At 41.2% G+C, this 16,689-nt stretch carries 16 protein-coding genes; 2 read left to right on the forward strand and 14 right to left on the reverse strand.

The window, feature by feature from the left end; all coding sequences use genetic code 11:
• Positions 1–7: 7 nt before the first annotated feature.
• Positions 8–2,257 carry a glycogen/starch/alpha-glucan phosphorylase gene (locus BMZ41_RS12620; protein WP_090530162.1) on the reverse strand — a complete coding sequence of 750 codons (2,250 nt, stop codon included), beginning with the start codon at positions 2,255–2,257 and terminating at the stop codon, positions 8–10.
• A 105-nt stretch (positions 2,258–2,362) separates the two neighbouring features.
• On the opposite strand from BMZ41_RS12620, the gene BMZ41_RS12625 reads away from it, so the two are divergent.
• Complete coding sequence (locus BMZ41_RS12625) at positions 2,363–3,235, forward strand: AraC family transcriptional regulator (RefSeq protein ID WP_090166835.1); 873 nt, start codon at positions 2,363–2,365, stop codon at positions 3,233–3,235.
• Here the strand turns inward: BMZ41_RS12625 and BMZ41_RS12630 are convergent.
• Genes BMZ41_RS12630 through BMZ41_RS12650 form a run of 5 tightly spaced genes read right to left on the reverse strand, consistent with a single transcriptional unit; the run spans position 3,140 to position 8,826 of the window.
• Positions 3,140–4,279 (reverse strand): ABC transporter permease, encoded by a 1,140-nt coding sequence (locus tag BMZ41_RS12630; RefSeq protein ID WP_090530164.1) that lies wholly within the window; start codon positions 4,277–4,279, stop codon positions 3,140–3,142. The genes BMZ41_RS12625 and BMZ41_RS12630 overlap by 96 nt on opposite strands.
• Positions 4,276–5,562: an ABC transporter permease gene (locus BMZ41_RS12635; RefSeq protein ID WP_090166839.1), complete on the reverse strand. Its 1,287-nt coding sequence runs from the start codon at positions 5,560–5,562 to the stop codon at positions 4,276–4,278. Before BMZ41_RS12635 ends, BMZ41_RS12630 begins: the two co-directional genes overlap by 4 nt.
• Complete coding sequence (locus tag BMZ41_RS12640) at positions 5,562–6,230, reverse strand: ABC transporter ATP-binding protein (protein ID WP_090530167.1); 669 nt, start codon at positions 6,228–6,230, stop codon at positions 5,562–5,564. Before BMZ41_RS12640 ends, BMZ41_RS12635 begins: the two co-directional genes overlap by 1 nt.
• On the reverse strand, positions 6,230–7,294 hold the full coding sequence (locus BMZ41_RS12645) for a hypothetical protein (protein WP_090530169.1): 1,065 nt from the start codon (positions 7,292–7,294) through the stop codon (positions 6,230–6,232). The genes BMZ41_RS12640 and BMZ41_RS12645 overlap by 1 nt, the downstream gene beginning before the upstream one ends.
• 8 nt (positions 7,295–7,302) lie before the next feature.
• Complete coding sequence (locus BMZ41_RS12650; RefSeq protein ID WP_090530172.1) at positions 7,303–8,826, reverse strand: MBOAT family O-acyltransferase; 1,524 nt, start codon at positions 8,824–8,826, stop codon at positions 7,303–7,305.
• 130 nt (positions 8,827–8,956) lie between these two features.
• Here BMZ41_RS12650 and BMZ41_RS12655 point away from each other — a divergent pair, with 130 nt between their 5' ends.
• On the forward strand, positions 8,957–10,231 hold the full coding sequence (locus tag BMZ41_RS12655; protein WP_090530175.1) for an O-acetylhomoserine aminocarboxypropyltransferase/cysteine synthase family protein: 1,275 nt from the start codon (positions 8,957–8,959) through the stop codon (positions 10,229–10,231).
• 90 nt (positions 10,232–10,321) lie between these two features.
• On the opposite strand, the gene BMZ41_RS12660 is transcribed toward BMZ41_RS12655, so the two are convergent.
• The 8 genes from BMZ41_RS12660 to BMZ41_RS12695 form a co-directional block, all read right to left on the reverse strand.
• A complete protein-coding gene (locus tag BMZ41_RS12660; RefSeq protein ID WP_090530182.1) occupies positions 10,322–10,942 on the reverse strand; it encodes an acetyltransferase in 621 nt (206 codons plus the stop codon).
• Positions 10,943–10,965: 23 nt separating this feature from the next.
• A complete protein-coding gene (locus BMZ41_RS12665; RefSeq protein WP_090530184.1) occupies positions 10,966–11,307 on the reverse strand; it encodes an EamA family transporter in 342 nt (113 codons plus the stop codon).
• Positions 11,300–11,698, reverse strand: a complete 399-nt coding sequence (locus BMZ41_RS12670) for a DMT family transporter (protein ID WP_090166855.1) — start codon at positions 11,696–11,698, stop codon at positions 11,300–11,302. Before BMZ41_RS12670 ends, BMZ41_RS12665 begins: the two co-directional genes overlap by 8 nt.
• Positions 11,699–12,742 carry a polysaccharide biosynthesis protein gene (locus BMZ41_RS12675; protein WP_090530187.1) on the reverse strand — a complete coding sequence of 348 codons (1,044 nt, stop codon included), beginning with the start codon at positions 12,740–12,742 and terminating at the stop codon, positions 11,699–11,701.
• Positions 12,743–12,744: 2 nt separating this feature from the next.
• Positions 12,745–13,902 carry a non-hydrolyzing UDP-N-acetylglucosamine 2-epimerase gene (gene wecB / locus BMZ41_RS12680; RefSeq protein ID WP_090166859.1) on the reverse strand — a complete coding sequence of 386 codons (1,158 nt, stop codon included), beginning with the start codon at positions 13,900–13,902 and terminating at the stop codon, positions 12,745–12,747.
• Between the two features lies 1 nt (position 13,903).
• Entirely contained in the window at positions 13,904–15,124 is a 1,221-nt protein-coding gene (locus BMZ41_RS12685) for a polysaccharide biosynthesis C-terminal domain-containing protein (RefSeq protein ID WP_090530191.1), read from the reverse strand.
• Between the two features lie 120 nt (positions 15,125–15,244).
• Positions 15,245–15,646 carry a DUF6548 family protein gene (locus BMZ41_RS12690; protein WP_090166863.1) on the reverse strand — a complete coding sequence of 134 codons (402 nt, stop codon included), beginning with the start codon at positions 15,644–15,646 and terminating at the stop codon, positions 15,245–15,247.
• Positions 15,647–15,675: 29 nt separating this feature from the next.
• The gene (locus tag BMZ41_RS12695; RefSeq protein ID WP_090167123.1) at positions 15,676–16,638 is read right to left on the reverse strand and encodes a glycosyltransferase family 2 protein; all 963 of its coding nucleotides are present in this window, start codon (positions 16,636–16,638) and stop codon (positions 15,676–15,678) included.
• Positions 16,639–16,689: the final 51 nt, after the last annotated feature.

Below are 16,689 nucleotides of genomic sequence, written 5' to 3' on the forward strand. Positions count from 1 at the left end.
TTTTATTTTATAAATGCCAAATATCGTTGTTGTACTGCTCGATTGTTCTGTCTGATGAGAAGAAGCCTGCGTTTGCAATGTTCTTAATCATCTTACGGCCCCACTCTGTGCGGTTCTCATATGCCTTGTAAGCCTTCTCCTTTGTCTCGCAGTAATCCTTAAAGTCTGGGAATGTCATGAACCAGTCCTTGTTAAGGAGCTCATTGTAAAGACGCTCAAGGTTCTCCTTATGACCAACTTCCATAAGCTTGTCAGATACGATGAAGTCTACACACTTCTTAAGGTTTGCATCCTTCTCATAGTAGTCGCGTGATACATAAGAAGCATCTGCGTAACGCTTGATTACTGTGTCTGAATCCTCACCGAAAATGAAGATGTTATCATCGCCTACAAAGTCGTGCATCTCTACGTTTGCACCGTCCATTGTACCGATAGCAACTGCACCGTTAAGCATGAACTTCATGTTTGAAGTACCAGATGCCTCCTTAGATGCAAGTGAAATCTGCTCGTGAATATCGCAAGCTGGGATAAGCTTCTCAGCAAGTGTAACGTTGTAGTTTTCTACCATAACAACCTTAAGGTATGGGCTAACCTCTGGATCCTTTGCGATGATTTCTTGTAAGCAGAGGATAAGGTGAATGATATCCTTTGCGATAACGTAAGCTGGAGCTGCCTTTGCACCGAAGATTACAGTGATTGGACGAGCTGGCTTCTTGCCCTCTTTAATCTCAAAGTACTTGTTGATTACATAAAGTGCATTCATCTGCTGACGCTTGTACTCGTGAAGTCTCTTAATCTGAATATCGTAAACAGAGTTGTCATCAATCTCGATTCCCTGTGTCTTTGCAAGATAGTTCTTAAGAACAGTCTTACGGGTGTTCTTAACATCAAGGAACTTCTGAACAACTGCATCATCATTCATGAACTGCTCAAGCTTCTTAAGCTCTGTAGCATCCTTCTTGAAGCCTGGTCCGATAAGCTCTTCGATAAGCTTTGCAAGCTCTGGGTTGCAATATAATAACCAGCGACGGAATGTGATACCGTTTGTCTTGTTGTTGAACTTCTCTGGATAGAGCTTGTAGAACTTATTAAGCTCTGTCTCCTTAAGAATCTCGGTATGAAGTGCAGCAACACCATTGATTGAGATACCATAGTGGATATCCATGTGTGCCATGTGTACAAGGTCATCCTTGATGATGGCTACATCTGGGTCACTTACTTTCTTTGCGATTCTGTTGTGGAGCTCGCGAATTATAGGCATGAGCTGTGGAACTGCCTTCATCATGAAGTGGATTGGCCACTTTTCGAGAGCTTCTGCGAGGATTGTGTGGTTTGTGTAGGCAGTACACTTAGAAACCACATCAATAGCCTCGTCCATTGTAAGCCCGCGAATCTGAAGGAGTCGAATAAGCTCAGGGATAACCATTGATGGATGTGTATCATTTATCTGAATAACTGCGTAATCAGCAAGGTCATAAAGGTTTGAGCCCTTCTCAACTGCCTCATCTAAGATGAGCTGAGCTGCGTTACTTACCATGAAGTACTGCTGATACACACGGAGTAATCTACCATTATCGTCTGAATCATCTGGATAAAGGAAAAGTGTAAGGTTCTTTGTAAATTCACCCTTATCGAAGTTGATTCCATCCTTAATAATACTCTCATCTACTGTTTCAACATCGAAAAGATGAAGCTTTGTAGATACTGAGTCATAACCTGTTACGTCGATATCGTACATTCTTGACTGAACGTTGAAGCCACCGAAATCAACCTGGTATGTCTTGTCTGTCTTTGTCATCCAGCTATGCTCAGACATCCATGGGTTTGGAACCTCGTTCTGAAGATTGTTTTCAAACACCTGCTTGAAAAGACCCATGTGATATGCAAGACCTACACCATCACCATTAAGGCCAAGTGTTGCGATTGAATCAAGGAAGCAAGCTGCAAGTCTTCCAAGACCACCGTTACCAAGTGAAGGCTCAACCTCGATTTCCTCAATCTCTGCAAGTGACTTTCCGCAAGCCTCAAGCTCTGCCTTAACCTCATCGTATAGGCCAAGGTTAATTAAGTTATTTGAAAGAAGCTTTCCAATAAGGAACTCTGCACTGATATAGTAGAGCTTCTTCTTGCCGCCCTTGATTTCCTTATCCTGGGCCTTATCCTTTACATACTCCAATAAACCAATGTAAATCTCTTCATTTGTACACTGGTCCATGTGTCTGCCAAATCTTACCTTGATGTACTCGTTTGCTGTCATGTTTATCCTCCTTGTTACGTTCGAATTCATATGATAATAAGAGTATACTGCTAAGATATTCGATTTTACTTGCGAAATTCTATTAAAAAGTGATACTATTCTATCATGATTAATATTAATGAGTATCAAGCCATACACGAAAACGTCAGTCACTTTGACTACAACATACCGTACAACACCTACCCTTGCACAATCCCACTGGACTTTGAAAGCGTGCCTCTGCACTGGCACGAGGATGTGGAATTCATTTATATAAAGAAAGGCTCAGGGGTTATTGTAATCGATGGAGATGAACATATAGTGAACACTGGGGATATTGCTTTTATTATTCCTGGCACTGTTCATGGAATCTTTCAGAACAAGGATGATTCCATGGAATACGAAAACATCCTATTTGATGGAAAATTATTTTCTTCCAGCACCGATGACTTTTTTGATACTTTTCTGCTACCTTTTTTCGGCAATACTGTAGAAGTGCCTCACATCTTTAGACACGGCATTGCCGGCTACGAGAGTATCCGAAAATATCTTGATAGCAACGACAACATTTCCAGCCACCGGGAGGGTGCCTGGGGACTTGCCATAAAAGGAAATCTTTATCTATTGTTGTTTGATCTGGTGACTCTTTACGAAAAGAAGATTGATTCTTCTAATAAGAAAAAAATAGATAAACTGAAGCCAGTCATTAAATATGTAGAGCTTCATTATAGTGAACAAATGACTGTGGCTGAAATGGCTGACAGGGCTGGCTTTTCTGAGTCCCACTTTATGAGATTCTTTAAGGAAACCTTTGGCGTCAGCTTCATTACTTATTTGAATGATTATAGATTATCCATGGCAGCCCGCCTGCTGCTTGCTACAGAGGATACCATCCTGGATATCTCACAGCAGGTCGGCTTTGAGAACCTGTCGCACTTTAACAGAAAGTTTAAGGAGAAGTATAACAAGACCCCCAAGGAATATCGTGTAAATAAGTAAAGAAACCATATAATATGTATCATGAATGCTGCTCAGGTAATGAAAAGCTGGGCAGCATTTTTGTATTTGCCTAAGTGACTTCAAATCCACAAACACTGGAGACAAGAGCGTTGATAGAATAATTAAAGCTGGAGTTAACATTCCCAAAAACTTCTTGCCAGATCCTATGATGCGTAATGCCATCGAAAAGAAAATAGTTGCCAGCACGTATAAAATCAAGGCAGGGAGCTCTTTTGTCGCAGTAGTAAAGGTGCCACTGTAAATAAGGCTGATTACAGTTATTATAGAAGGTGCTATAAAAGCTACAGTGTAATAACCCAAATCTCTGCAGAATCTCATTTTCGAATGCCACCAGATAAACAAACCATTTTCCTGATCTTCCAGATAATACATGGATGTGGCAATTCCGCAAAGCATCAACCACATTGCAAGAATACCTCTAAGTGGCATCAAAATTACTGGCGTTTCATTCATCTCAGAGGAATCCATATAGCTTGCCTTGAATAAACTGTCAGAAAGACCAAAGCTGTCAAAGCTCTTTTCTATGTGAGAAATCTGCTCCGCAGACATTTCTCCATCTGAAATACTTAAGCGCATATAGTTTATCAAAAGCTGCTTTGCCACTGATGGATAGATTCGACTGCAGATTATTTCCTTGCCCAAAAGATGTGAGAGTCCAGCTTCACGGATTATTACCTGTACTCGCTCTGATGGATACTGATTGCTTGCCACCTGCTGCACCAATGCATCTAAATCTTCTGGTACAATCCACCCTTCCGTAAGAGTCTGATTTGCCACGTCTGATTTCAAGTCATCTTCGGAATCATAAAACTGATATTGAATAGCACCGGTTTCATGTTCAAGGTTTTCTCTTAACGCCTGAGAGCTGGCATCCTCTCCTGGAATATAGACTCCAATAGACATAATACTATTCTGACCATGGCCAACTTCCTTTAATAGAAATACCATAAGAGGTACCAATAGAAGCATCAATATGTAGCTTTTCTTTCTGAAAAATCTTTTCAGTAAAAGTAGATATCTCATTTTCTAATCTTACGTCTCCTGTTAACAATTGCTCCTAATACAAAAATCACTGTGTAGCCTGCCATTATAAATATATATTTTGGAAGGCTGATATATTCTCCCACAATCATCTTGCTTGAAACTAATGATGAAAATGACTCCCTATGTAATCCTTCCATGTAAGTGAACACCACACCTGTTGGAAGAATCCTTCCTACTTTTTGAAGTATATCTGGGAAAAATGACTTCGGATAAAAGTATCCTGATATATAAGCCATGCCAATATATAGTATAAAAGCTGCCAAAAACTTGTTTATAACCCCTGTTACTATCTCAAAAATGAAAAATCCCAGGGCCGAGAAGAGCAAAACCACAATTATAATATTAAACTCTGATTTAATAAGAAATGTATCTCCAATAATTTCGATGTTTTGTAAAGTGAGCATTCCAAGTCCTGAAAGTCTTCTCACAAAAAATATAATCAACTCCACACAAAAAAGATTCATTAAAAAGTAGGCAAAAAATTCTGCCACAACTTGCCAACCCGCTCCAAGGCCTTTTGCGCTGATAAACTGATAGGTAGCATTTTTCTTGCCAAGGAAGAAACTGACACTACAAAAAGACATCAAAAGCAAGAAAAATAAGCTTAAGGAAATGCTGTAATATTCGGGTGTTGTAAGCCCATTGGCAAGACCGAGCTCAGAAAACTCTACCATATCTCCTCTAGCTAACATTGCCCCTACATAAAGCAGTAAAAGCTGGTCAATCTGAGGGTTTACAGCCTCTGACGGAAATCCTGCATTTTTCATTTCTGCCTCAAGTGCTAGTAATCCTTTTTCTGAACTTACAACCAATTCAGATGCAATATCAGCTAGTTCATCCATCATGATGCCAGTTATGCCTCTTTGTCCCGATGTGGCAAAATATTCTAAACTTATATCATTAGATAATGCATTCAACGAATTTATGAATTCGTCGCTTACTAAAACATAGGCTGAAATCTCTCCACTTCTAAGAGCATCCCTGGCCTCCCCTTCATTATCAAACTGCTGGATATCAAGCATTAGCTTACTGTCATCATTGTTCTCAAGCAGGTTTACCCCCATTGTCAGCATGTCATCCTCAGTGGAACCAACAATACCAAGCTTGTATCTCATCTGCTGATCCTTGTAGCTATCGCTGTTTACCACAGCATAGCCTATAGCTCCCACTACTAGACCTACTATCACTGTCATTATCAAAATTCCAGGCAACAGCTTCAGCACTCTTTTCAGTTGTACGATAAAATAATCCCCAAATCTCATTATTCTAGTATCCCAATCAAATGCTGTAAATCACCATCATAAGTATATGGATGAAGCACTCCACCCTTCAAAATAAAGCACTTATTGCAAAGCTCAATCTCCTGAATCTCATGCGTGGAAATTATCATTGCACCACCACTGCTTCTGTAGCTTTCAAAATAATCATAGATTTCATTCCTGCACACCATATCAAGAGCTGCTGTAGGCTCATCCAAGAGCATTAGCTTTGGTCCTCCCTTCATGGCGCAGCCGATAGTAAGACGCTTCTTCATTCCACCTGACATCTTGCTAACAGGAACTTTCAGGAATTCATCGATTCTAAGAAGCTTCAACATGCCATTCTTTAGCTCCTTATCCAGCTCCGCCCTGCTATACCACATTCTAAGATTATCCCAAGCATTTAGCTCCTCTATCAGCGGATTCTCCTGTGGAATATAAGCCAATGTGTTATTCCTCAGCTTGGAATCTTTCAGCAAATCCTTTCCATCAATACAAAAAAAGCCGCCATTTGGCCGCTCTAATCCCGCAAGAATGGACAGCAGTGTGCTCTTACCGCTGCCATTTGCTCCCAATATTCCAATTATCTCACCAGGTCCCACGGTAAAGCTTACGCCCTGCAGAACCTGATGCTTTCCATAACTTTTTTCAATCCCTTTAATTTCAAACATTATAAAAGCCCCTCATAATCAAAATTTCTATAGAAGTCGCACTCAATTGCAAGATAATCCTTGTAATTTTCCTTAGTCAACTGGTCTGTTCCACTATACAGCCATCCTAAAATCTGAGAATTTATCCAGTCTCCGTGATGGCACTCATCATTATAGTTATCCAGATTTGATGTTACGTCAAATTCGTTGTTGAAGGAATAAAGATGAATATTATCACACTCCAGCATAAGCTCGATGGCGTACTGCTCCACGGCAAACCAACGGTCCATTACTCCTAATTCCTTCTGTGAGCCCCACCATGCCACAGAGTATGGTGTGACATAATAGTAAAAATCTATATCCGGATTTGCCTTGGCAAGGTCAGTTACATTCTGGGTAATATTGGCCTTCACCATTTCCTTTACTTCATCTACAAATGGCTGAACCTTCTCTGGCGCCTTGTATTCTGTACGACCCAAGAGAGCCGCCTCAGGTCCGAACTCCTTGCCATCCATCCAGTTGGCATAATCATCAAAGGATGTGATTCCTGCTGCTTTTCCGTGTCTTGCATCATCAAGCATAGGAAGGCAGATTTTATAAAAGATATCCTTGTTAAAAATATAATTTACGTCATTGAAAGGATTATTATCGTAAAGATACTCTGGATAATCACCCAGGTCATCTCTAACCTTGTCAGCATCATCCATAAAATAAGCATAGTCCAATGTACGAATAACTACCTTCAAATCCGGATTACACTTGATAGCCTTGGCGATGTTGTCGTTCTGTTCCTTGAAGGTACCTCCAGCAAATGGGACCTTTATAAAGGTACCGCCCCAAAGCTCTTCCGCTTCGCTGGTCTTGAAATTCTCAGCCATGGAGGTTCCTATAATCATCCCATCATATTTGAAATGGCGAATGATACCATCATTCTGGCTTCGCTCATTATTTAGTTCATAGTAAAGATTTGCCTGTGGACCATGATAGTGAAAATATGGATCCACATATATAATCACTGAAGCCACCCCACCAAGAAGTAGGACTACAGCTAAAAGCAAACCTATTATCCAGTTTCTAGATTTCATTCGAGCTCCTAAAAATTAAAATATAAAAATGTACTTATTCCACTGAAGGATAGCACGCTTGCCGCCAACAATACCGCAGTCCAAAGCATATTCTTTACGTTTGGCTTAAACATCATCATTCTCTCATGAGAATTTCTAAAGCCAAGCACAAGTATCAACGCAAGGAAATAATAAATGCCCACATAAATAAATGGCAATGAGTGGGTCACTGGCGTACCATCCAATAAGTATTTCAACGGTGATGTCTGGAATGCATAGAGGATATTCACATCGATATTTGTGAAATCCACATAAAGCATCTGCTTGATAACCTCCACGGCATCACTGATAGTCTCTGCTCTAAAGAATACCCAAGCAAGACAGGTAAATGTCTGTGTGATAATCCAACCAAGGGCTGGGTGCATAGCGTCAAACTGCTTCTTAAAGATTCTGTTGATGATGACAAAGATTCCGTTCATCACACCCCAGAGCACAAAGGTCCATGCAGCACCATGCCACAATCCACTCAAGAAAAATACGATGAAGATATTCACAAGTGTAAGCACTTTTCCCTTACGATTTCCACCAAGTGGAATGTATACGTAGCGGGTAAAAAATCTTGTAAGAGTCTTGTGCCATCTCTTCCAAAACTCAGCAATAGACAGTGATTTGTATGGACTGTCGAAGTTTACTGGAAGGTCGATGTTTAGCATCTTACCAAGTCCAATAGCCATATCGCAGTAACCACTAAAATCAAAGTAAATCTGGAAGTAATAAGCGATAGCAATAAGAATGGCATTTGTAGCCTTCAGCTCAGGCACATTCTCATAGCCCCAATTAACAGCCACACCGAAAACATCAGCAATCAAAATCTTCTTCGCAAGACCCATGGCAAACATGTAAAATCCCATGGCCATATTGTTCCAGTCCACGCGCTTCTTAGCTAGATTCATCAGCTGTGGAATCATCTCGTCGTGTGTGACGATAGGTCCGGCAACCAACTGTGGGAAGAATGTAACATAACATGCATATGTCAGGAAATCGTAGGTTGGCACCTCACCTCTGTAGGTGTCCACCACGAAGGAAATCTGTTGAAATGTGAAAAAACTAATGCCAAGTGGAAGCACAATGTGCATAAGTGGCCAGTCAGTCTTTGCGATGGCATTCACGTTTTCAATGAAGAAATCCATGTACTTGAAATAACCGATAATACCAAGATTTACAACGACCGCCAATATCATAACCGGCTTGCACTTTTTTAATCGACCAATAGAAGCGCTGGCCATATTCTCAAGCTCGTCATTTTCAGTAACTGCTTCAAGCATGGTCTGCTTTTGCATGCGTTTCATAAGCGTGTAAAATGTGTAATTGATACATACGCTTGCGATAATAATTAGCAGATAGGCTGGATTAAAATAGCCATAGAACCACAAGGACATTCCCAACAAAAAGGCATGCCCCAAACGATATTTTCCTGTTTTATTGATAAGAAAATACCCGATTATGCAGATTGGCAAAAATAGAAAAATGAATATATATGAATTGAAAAGCATGTACTATATCCCTTCTTATATCTAATATTTATATAATACCAAATCATGACTTGGAAATGTAACTTTTCCCATAGAAATCAGCTCTTTATTGTGCTAAAGTATAAGAAGTTCGTAAAGGAGGATTTTTAGGATGAGTAATGGAATTGGAACTAAATGTGTGCAGGCTGGATATACTCCAGGAAATGGCGAGCCTCGTCAGATTCCTATCGTTCAGTCTACAACATTCAAATATGATACAAGTGAAGACATGGGCAAGCTTTTCGATTTAGAGGCTAGTGGATATTTCTACACACGTCTTCAGAACCCTACAAATGATTATGTAGCTGCAAAGATTGCAGAACTCGAGGGTGGTGTAGCAGCAATGCTTACGTCATCTGGTCAGGCAGCAAATTTCTTTGCACTTTTCAATATCTGCGAGTGCGGTAGCCACATCGTAGCATCTTCATCAATCTATGGTGGTACTTTCAATCTTATCGCTGTTACTATGAAGAAAATGGGAGTAGATGTGACATTCGTTTCTCCAAAAGCTACTGAGGAAGAGCTTAATGCTGCTTTCCAGGACAACACTCGTGCCGTATTTGGTGAGACTATCGCAAACCCAGCTCTTACAGTTTTAGACATTGAGAAATTTGCCAAGGCAGCTCACTCTCATGGTGTTCCACTTATCGTAGATAACACATTCCCAACACCAGTTAATTGTCGTCCAATCGAATGGGGCGCAGATATTGTTACACACTCTACTACAAAGTACATGGATGGACACGGCGCAGCGGTAGGTGGTTGTATCGTTGATTCTGGAAAGTTTGACTGGATGGCTCACGCTGATAAGTTCCCAGGTCTTTGTACTCCAGATGACAGCTACCACGGCATCACATACGCTGAGAAGTTTGGCAAGGAAGGTGCTTTTATCACAAAGTGTACAGCTCAGCTTATGAGAGACTTTGGATGTATCCAATCACCTCAGAATGCTTTCCTTTTAAATCTTGGTCTTGAGTCACTTCATGTACGTATGCCACGTCACGTTGAGAATGGACTAGCAGTTGCTAAGTTCTTGTCTGAGCAGCCAGAGGTTAAGAAGGTTACATATCCTGGACTTGAGGGTGATGAGTATTATGAGATTGCACAGAAGTATCTTCCAAAGGGAGGTTGTGGTGTAGTTTCATTCGAGCTTGAGGGTGGCAGAAAAGCTGCTGAGAGCTTTATGAAGAAGCTTAAGCTTATCGCTATTGAGACTCATGTAGCTGATGCTAGAAGCTGCTGCTTAAACCCAGCAACATCTACACATCGTCAGATGACAGATGAGCAGCTTGAGGCAGCTGGTATCCCAGCAGGACTTATCAGAGTATCTTGTGGTCTTGAAGACTCAGCTGATTTGATTGCAGATATTAAGCAGGCATTATCATAAAAAATTTAGCCAGAATGATTATAAAAATCATTCTGGCTTTTTTATTAATAAAAAAGGCAGGACTCTGTCCTGCCAAATTCATATTCTTTTTTATATCGGCACAAACCTAGCTGGTACACCTGCGTACTTGCCAGGCTTTGTGAGCTTCTTCACTACTACTCCGCCTGCGCAAATGAATGCGTCAGCGCAGATGTCAATATTGTTGCTGACAATGGTGCCGATGCCCAGCCAGCTGTTATCACCTACTGTTACTGTGCCTGCTGTGTGAGCACCTACAGAAACATGAACATAGTCTCCAATCATATTGTCGTGATCTACAGAAGCTGATGTGTTGATGATGCAGCCTTTTCCAATTACCGTGCTTGGATTGATGACTGCGCCAGCCATAACTGCTGTGCCCTCACCAATTTTCACATCATAGGCAACTACAGCTGATGGATGAATGAGGCTTACAATATCAGCGCCTCTCTCCTCAAGCATCTCCTGAACTTTTCGTCTGATTTTGCCATCACCGATACCTACGATAAAATCGTAATGATGCTCAATATAATAATCTAAATCGGTGTCCTCATCTGCCACTGGATATTCAGCAAGCATGTCGATTTCTGGATTCTTGTCGATGAAAACAATGTCATCATAACCATTTAGAAGCGCCATGTCTGCAAGTACTTTACAGTGCCCGCTGGCACCCATAATTGCGATACTTTTCATACTATCACCTCATCTACTGGAGCTTATGCTCCCATTGCAGCGACAACAATACCTACAATTATTATAACAAGACCCAATGCCTTCTTCTTGCTAATCTTCTCGCTAAGGAAAATCTTTCCAAGGATAGCTACCCAAACGTAACCTGTTGCCTCAAGAATTGGTCCGATTGAAAGTGGAACCACCTTGTAGCCAAGTACTGAACAAAGTGATGCACCGAAGAAGAAGAAATATGCACCGATAACCATTGGGTTCATGTACTCAGCAATCTTGCTAGGATATTCCTTCTCAGCTGCCTTCTTTAAAATAATCTGCGAACAGGAAGCAATGAATGTGCCTGTAAGCATAACAAGTGCGTACTTAAGCATTATTCTTTACCTCCTCAATCTTTTCCTCAGATTTACCTGACACATCTTCGTCGCCAGAAACTACAAAGTATACTCCGACGATTACAATCGCTGCGCCAAGAATCTTCTGGAAAGTAATCTGCTCATGGGTTATCATTAATCCCCAAACAAGTCCCCAGATTGTGGTAACCGCTTTGTTGGCGTATGCCACGATAAGAGGAAGATGCTTGATTACCTGCTGCCATGCGATGGCGTAAAATCCAAGAATAGCAACAACACAACCATAAAGAAGAATCCACTTAAAACTAAGGAATGGATACTTGCCTGCTGCCTTAGCAATAATACTGCTGGCAGAAATAATGACAATAATAATGTGTAAAATGATGAACCATTTAATATTTTCTTTTTTCATTTACTTCCCCCAGTTTGCCAACATCTCACGAACATAGTCTGTAGTCATAATCTTGTCTACAGTGCCCTGTACATCAAGTCTCTTTGTGTTGTGTGATGTGTAAGCATCTGATGCCATTGTCTGAACCTGACCATCAACGAAGAACTTGTCGTAGTTAAGATCACGACCATCTGGAAGAACACGATAGTAATCGCCCATATCTACCGAACGAACACACTCCTCGTTTGTCATAAGTGTCTCGAAGAGCTTCTCGCCGTGACGAGTACCGATAATCTTTGTACCTGTATCTCCGAAGAGCTGCTGAACAGCCTTTGCAAGGTCTCCGATTGTAGAAGCATCAGACTTCTGAACGAAAAGATCACCTGGCTCGCCATGCTCGAATGCGAACATAACAAGTGCAACTGCCTCATCAAGGTTCATAAGGAAACGAGTCATGTTAGGATCTGTGATTGTGATAGGGTTTCCTGCCTTAATCTGGTCGATGAAAAGAGGAATAACGGAACCACGAGAGCACATAACGTTACCGTAACGTGTTGTACAGATTGTTGTGCGGCCTGCAGCTACACGAGCGTTAGCACCAATAACCTTTTCCATCATAGCCTTTGAAATACCCATTGCGTTGATTGGGTAAGCTGCCTTATCTGTTGAAAGACAAACAACTCGCTGAACGCCAGCCTCTACAGCTGCGTGAAGTACATTATCAGTACCCTCTACGTTTGTACGAACAGCTTCCATTGGGAAGAACTCACAAGATGGAACCTGCTTAAGTGCTGCTGCATGGAAAATGAAATCTACGCCTGGCATAGCATCCTGAACAGAGCGCATATCGCGGACGTTACCAATGTAGAACTTTACCTTTGAAGCATACTCTGGATGCTCTGCCTGAAGCTGATGTCTCATATCATCCTGCTTCTTCTCATCACGTGAGAAAATACGGATTTCCTTTAAATCAGAATCCAAAAAGTGCTTGAGTACAGTAGAACCAAAAGAACCTGTACCTCCTGTAATCATAAGGGTTTTATCTTTGAATAAATCGCAGTTCATTTTTAAACTTCCTTTCTCCAAACCATTTTATTCACAATACCAGTGTAAGACTGGATAATTTTAACAACCTTAGTTGACACATTCTCCTCAACATAATCAGGAACTGGGATACCGTAATCACCAGCCTCATTCATATCTATAGCAGTTGTTACTGCCTGAAGAAGTGATGCCTCATCGATACCAGCGATGAAGAAGCAAGCCTTATCAAGTGCTTCTGGACGTTCGGTAGATGTGCGGATGCACACTGCAGGGAATGGCTTTCCAATGCTTGTAAAGAAGCTTGATTCCTCTGGAAGTGTACCTGAGTCTGAAACAACCGCGAAGGCATTCATCTGGAGATGATTGTAATCGTGGAAGCCAAGTGGCTCGTGCATGCGAACTCGTGGGTCAAGCTTGAAGCCTGTAGCCTCGAGACGCTTTCTTGAACGTGGGTGACAGCTGTATAAAATTGGCATGTCATATTTTTCAGCAAGCTTGTTGATTGCTGTGAAAAGCGATGTGAAATTCTTTTCTGTATCGATGTTCTCCTCGCGGTGAGCTGAAAGAAGGATGTACTTCTTTGGCTCAAGTCCGAGCTTTGTAAGAACATCAGAAGCCTCGATAGCCTCTAAATTCTCATGAAGCACTTCTGCCATAGGTGATCCAGTCACATATGTGCGCTCCTTTGGAAGACCGCAGTCTGCCAGGTAGCGGCGAGCGTGCTCAGAGTATGCCATATTTACATCCGAAATAATATCTACTATACGGCGATTTGTCTCCTCAGGGAGGCACTCATCTTTACATCTGTTTCCAGCTTCCATGTGGAAGATTGGGATGTGAAGACGCTTTGCAGCGATAGCTGAAAGGCATGAGTTTGTATCGCCTAGAATCAAAAGAGCATCTGGCTGAATCTCCACCATAAGCTCGTATGACTTTGCGATGATATTTCCTACTGTCTGACCAAGGTTGTCGCCAACGGCGTCCATGTAAACCTCTGGGTCGTCAAGCTGAAGATCCTTGAAGAATACTCCATTAAGATTGTAGTCGTAGTTCTGACCTGTGTGTGCAAGAACACAATCGAAATACTTGCGGCATTTCTTGATAACTGCTGCAAGACGAATAATCTCAGGGCGAGTTCCTACGATAATTAATAATTTTAATTTTCCATTATTTTTGAACATGTTATACCTCTTCACGATATGTATCTGGTCTATCCTGCTCCAAAAGCTCATTAGCCCACATAAGAGTAACGAGATCCTGTGTATCAGATAGATTTATAATGTTGTGTGCATAGCCTGGAAGCATGTGAATAGCCTGAATCTTCTCTCCGCTAACCTCATACTCAATAACTGGGAATGGATTTCCATTTTCATCAACACCTACACGGCGCTGCTGAATCTTTCCATGACCGGAAACCACGATGAAAAACTCCCATTTTGTATGGTGCCAATGCTGACCCTTTGTAATGCCAGGCTTGCTGACATTCACTGAGAACTGACCATGCTCTGCAGTCTTGAGCAATTCGGTAAACGAACCTCGCTGGTCGCAGTTCATCTTTAAATCAAATATCGCTTTATCCTTTGGCAGATAGCTAAGATATGTGCTGTAAAGCTTCTTTGCAAAGCTACCCTTTGGAATATCAGGCATCATAAGTGTGTTTGGCTGCTCCACAAAGCTATCTAAAAGCTCCACAATCTCACCTAGTGTAACAGTGTGTGTCACTGGCACATATGCATACTTACCAGCTGTATCAGGGACCACATTTCCTTCCTCATCATAATCACAGCGATGCTCCTCGCCTCGAAGGGCTGCAAACATCTCATTTACCAAATCATCGATGTAAACAAGTGTAAGCTCTGTGGATGGATCATTCACTGTAATCTCCAAGCCATTAGCCTTGTTATTGCAGAAAGTAGCCACCGCAGAATTGTAATTAGGTCTGCACCATTTTCCAAAAAGATTTGGGAAGCGATAAACCAAAACCTTAGCTCCTGTCTCGTAGCTGTACTTGAAAAACAGCTCTTCACCAGCAAGCTTGCTAGCGCCATAATCGCTGCCTGCATATCTGCCTAAAAGTGTTGCCTGAATAGATGATGAGAGCATCACCGGACAGGTATTGTTATGCTTTTTTAAGGTATCAAGAAGGGTACTGGCAAAACCAAAATTTCCTTCCATAAATTCACTATTGTCTTTAGGACGATTGACCCCTGCCAGATTGAAAACAAAATCACAATCACTGCAGTACAGGTCTAATTCCTCAGGAGTGGAATCTCTGTCATACTCATAGATAGTGAGAGCCTCGCCAAGCGAGTGGAACTTATCTCGACCATCGGAAGCGCATTTAAGTGTTTCCACAAGATTTTTTCCTACAAAACCGGCTGCACCGGTAACTAGAATTTTCAAAATAATCTCTCCTATTGTATAAAAGTGCCTAGGCACCCATAATCCTGTAAATTATACCACACTAGTCTAAATAACAAAAGAGGCGCACATAATGTGCACCTCTTGATAAATCAATCTTCTTTATTTGAATAGTCCTAAAAGCTTTCCAAAGAAACCTTCATTCTTTTTCTTTTTTGTAAAATCGATTTTTGAATACTTTGACAGAACATCTGCTTCCGCATCCATTTTCTCTTTAAAAACAGACATCCATACCACATCTTCATCTTTTCCTTGAAAATGCTCGAAGGCAACCTTTCCATCCTTCAAGGAATTAAATCTTGCCTGAAGATGCTGTAGGCGTTTAAAAGTGTCATCCCACTCAGGGATATGCTCCCTTGCCTCGGTGTAACATTCCTTCATTTTTGCCATATACTTTGCAACACCGCCTTCTTCAAGCTTAAATCTTTGCGCAAGCATGTCATCGAAAAGTATATAAGCATCATAAAATCGTTCGTTAACTATTCTGTTTTTTGTACTAAGCATAACTCAACCCCACCTGTGCTATTTGCAAGTTACTTATATTCTTCCCCGTCTTTTGTAATTATACTATCAACTATATAGATTGGTCTATTCTTAACTTCTGCAAAAATTATAGCCAAATATTCGGATATAAATCCCAAAATTATGAAAAGGACTCCGAACATAAAGCAGAGGGCTACGATAAGTGTAGAGTAACCGCTAGGCGCTGTGCCAAGGAAATACTGCACGATAGAATAGATTATCAAAATGAAGGCCAAAACAAGTGAAAAGACTCCGGCATAAATTCCCATTTTCAATGGCACATCTGAGAAATTGCAGATAGCGTTAAGGGAAAGCTTCACAAGAGCTCTAAGATTGTAATTGCTCTCACCTGCCACGCGGGCACTTGCCTCGAATTCAAGTGTAGTCTTTTTAAAGCCAACATTCTGCACATAGCCTCTTAAGAATCTTACACGCTCGCGATAATCCTGCTTAAGCACTAAAGCCACGCGACGTGAAATAGCAAAGAAATCTGACGAATTATTTTCGAACTTTGTCTTACCTGCCATAGCATTCATCACTTTGTAGAATGCAGCCGAGGTGATTCTCTTAAAGATGCCAGCATCTGCTCTAGAAGTACGAATCATGGAAACGACATCATATCCCTGATTAAACTTTTCCACGATTGCTGGGATTGACTCTGGTGGATGCTGCAAATCTGCATCCATGCAAACCACGCCATCGCCTGTAGAATAGTCGATTCCGGCAATCATGGCCGCCTCGTGACCACGGTTTGCAGCAAAATTAATAACCGCAACCTTTTCATCCTGGCTTGCAAATTCTCTAAGCAAATCCAAGCTTCCATCACGGCTTCCATCATTTACGAAAATTAGCTCATAATCCCAGCCGGTGCGCTGTGATACTTCTTTTAGAATAGGAGTGGTGTGTTCGTAGAACTGTCTGAGCCCAAGCTCCTCATTATATACAGATACAACTACTGAAAGTTTTTTAGTCATAATATTTGGATTCATTCCTTTTTTGAATATTGATTTGTCAAATGTTAAATA

Origin of the sequence: Pseudobutyrivibrio sp. UC1225, assembly GCF_900115215.1 — a bacterium.
Lineage (GTDB): Bacteria > Bacillota > Clostridia > Lachnospirales > Lachnospiraceae > Pseudobutyrivibrio.

Coding starts and splice junctions, on each gene's coding strand:
- wecB (WP_090166859.1), bottom strand. CDS start 13,902: ATGTTCAAAAATAATGGAAAATTAAAATTATTAATTATCGTAGGAACT.
- BMZ41_RS12655 (WP_090530175.1), top strand. CDS start 8,957: ATGAGTAATGGAATTGGAACTAAATGTGTGCAGGCTGGATATACTCCA.
- BMZ41_RS12640 (WP_090530167.1), bottom strand. CDS start 6,230: ATGTTTGAAATTAAAGGGATTGAAAAAAGTTATGGAAAGCATCAGGTT.
- BMZ41_RS12620 (WP_090530162.1), bottom strand. CDS start 2,257: ATGACAGCAAACGAGTACATCAAGGTAAGATTTGGCAGACACATGGAC.
- BMZ41_RS12670 (WP_090166855.1), bottom strand. CDS start 11,698: ATGAAAAAAGAAAATATTAAATGGTTCATCATTTTACACATTATTATT.
- BMZ41_RS12690 (WP_090166863.1), bottom strand. CDS start 15,646: ATGCTTAGTACAAAAAACAGAATAGTTAACGAACGATTTTATGATGCT.
- BMZ41_RS12645 (WP_090530169.1), bottom strand. CDS start 7,294: ATGAAATCTAGAAACTGGATAATAGGTTTGCTTTTAGCTGTAGTCCTA.
- BMZ41_RS12660 (WP_090530182.1), bottom strand. CDS start 10,942: ATGAAAAGTATCGCAATTATGGGTGCCAGCGGGCACTGTAAAGTACTT.
- BMZ41_RS12625 (WP_090166835.1), top strand. CDS start 2,363: ATGATTAATATTAATGAGTATCAAGCCATACACGAAAACGTCAGTCAC.
- BMZ41_RS12650 (WP_090530172.1), bottom strand. CDS start 8,826: ATGCTTTTCAATTCATATATATTCATTTTTCTATTTTTGCCAATCTGC.
- BMZ41_RS12635 (WP_090166839.1), bottom strand. CDS start 5,562: ATGAGATTTGGGGATTATTTTATCGTACAACTGAAAAGAGTGCTGAAG.
- BMZ41_RS12665 (WP_090530184.1), bottom strand. CDS start 11,307: ATGCTTAAGTACGCACTTGTTATGCTTACAGGCACATTCATTGCTTCC.
- BMZ41_RS12695 (WP_090167123.1), bottom strand. CDS start 16,638: ATGACTAAAAAACTTTCAGTAGTTGTATCTGTATATAATGAGGAGCTT.
- BMZ41_RS12630 (WP_090530164.1), bottom strand. CDS start 4,279: ATGAGATATCTACTTTTACTGAAAAGATTTTTCAGAAAGAAAAGCTAC.
- BMZ41_RS12675 (WP_090530187.1), bottom strand. CDS start 12,742: ATGAACTGCGATTTATTCAAAGATAAAACCCTTATGATTACAGGAGGT.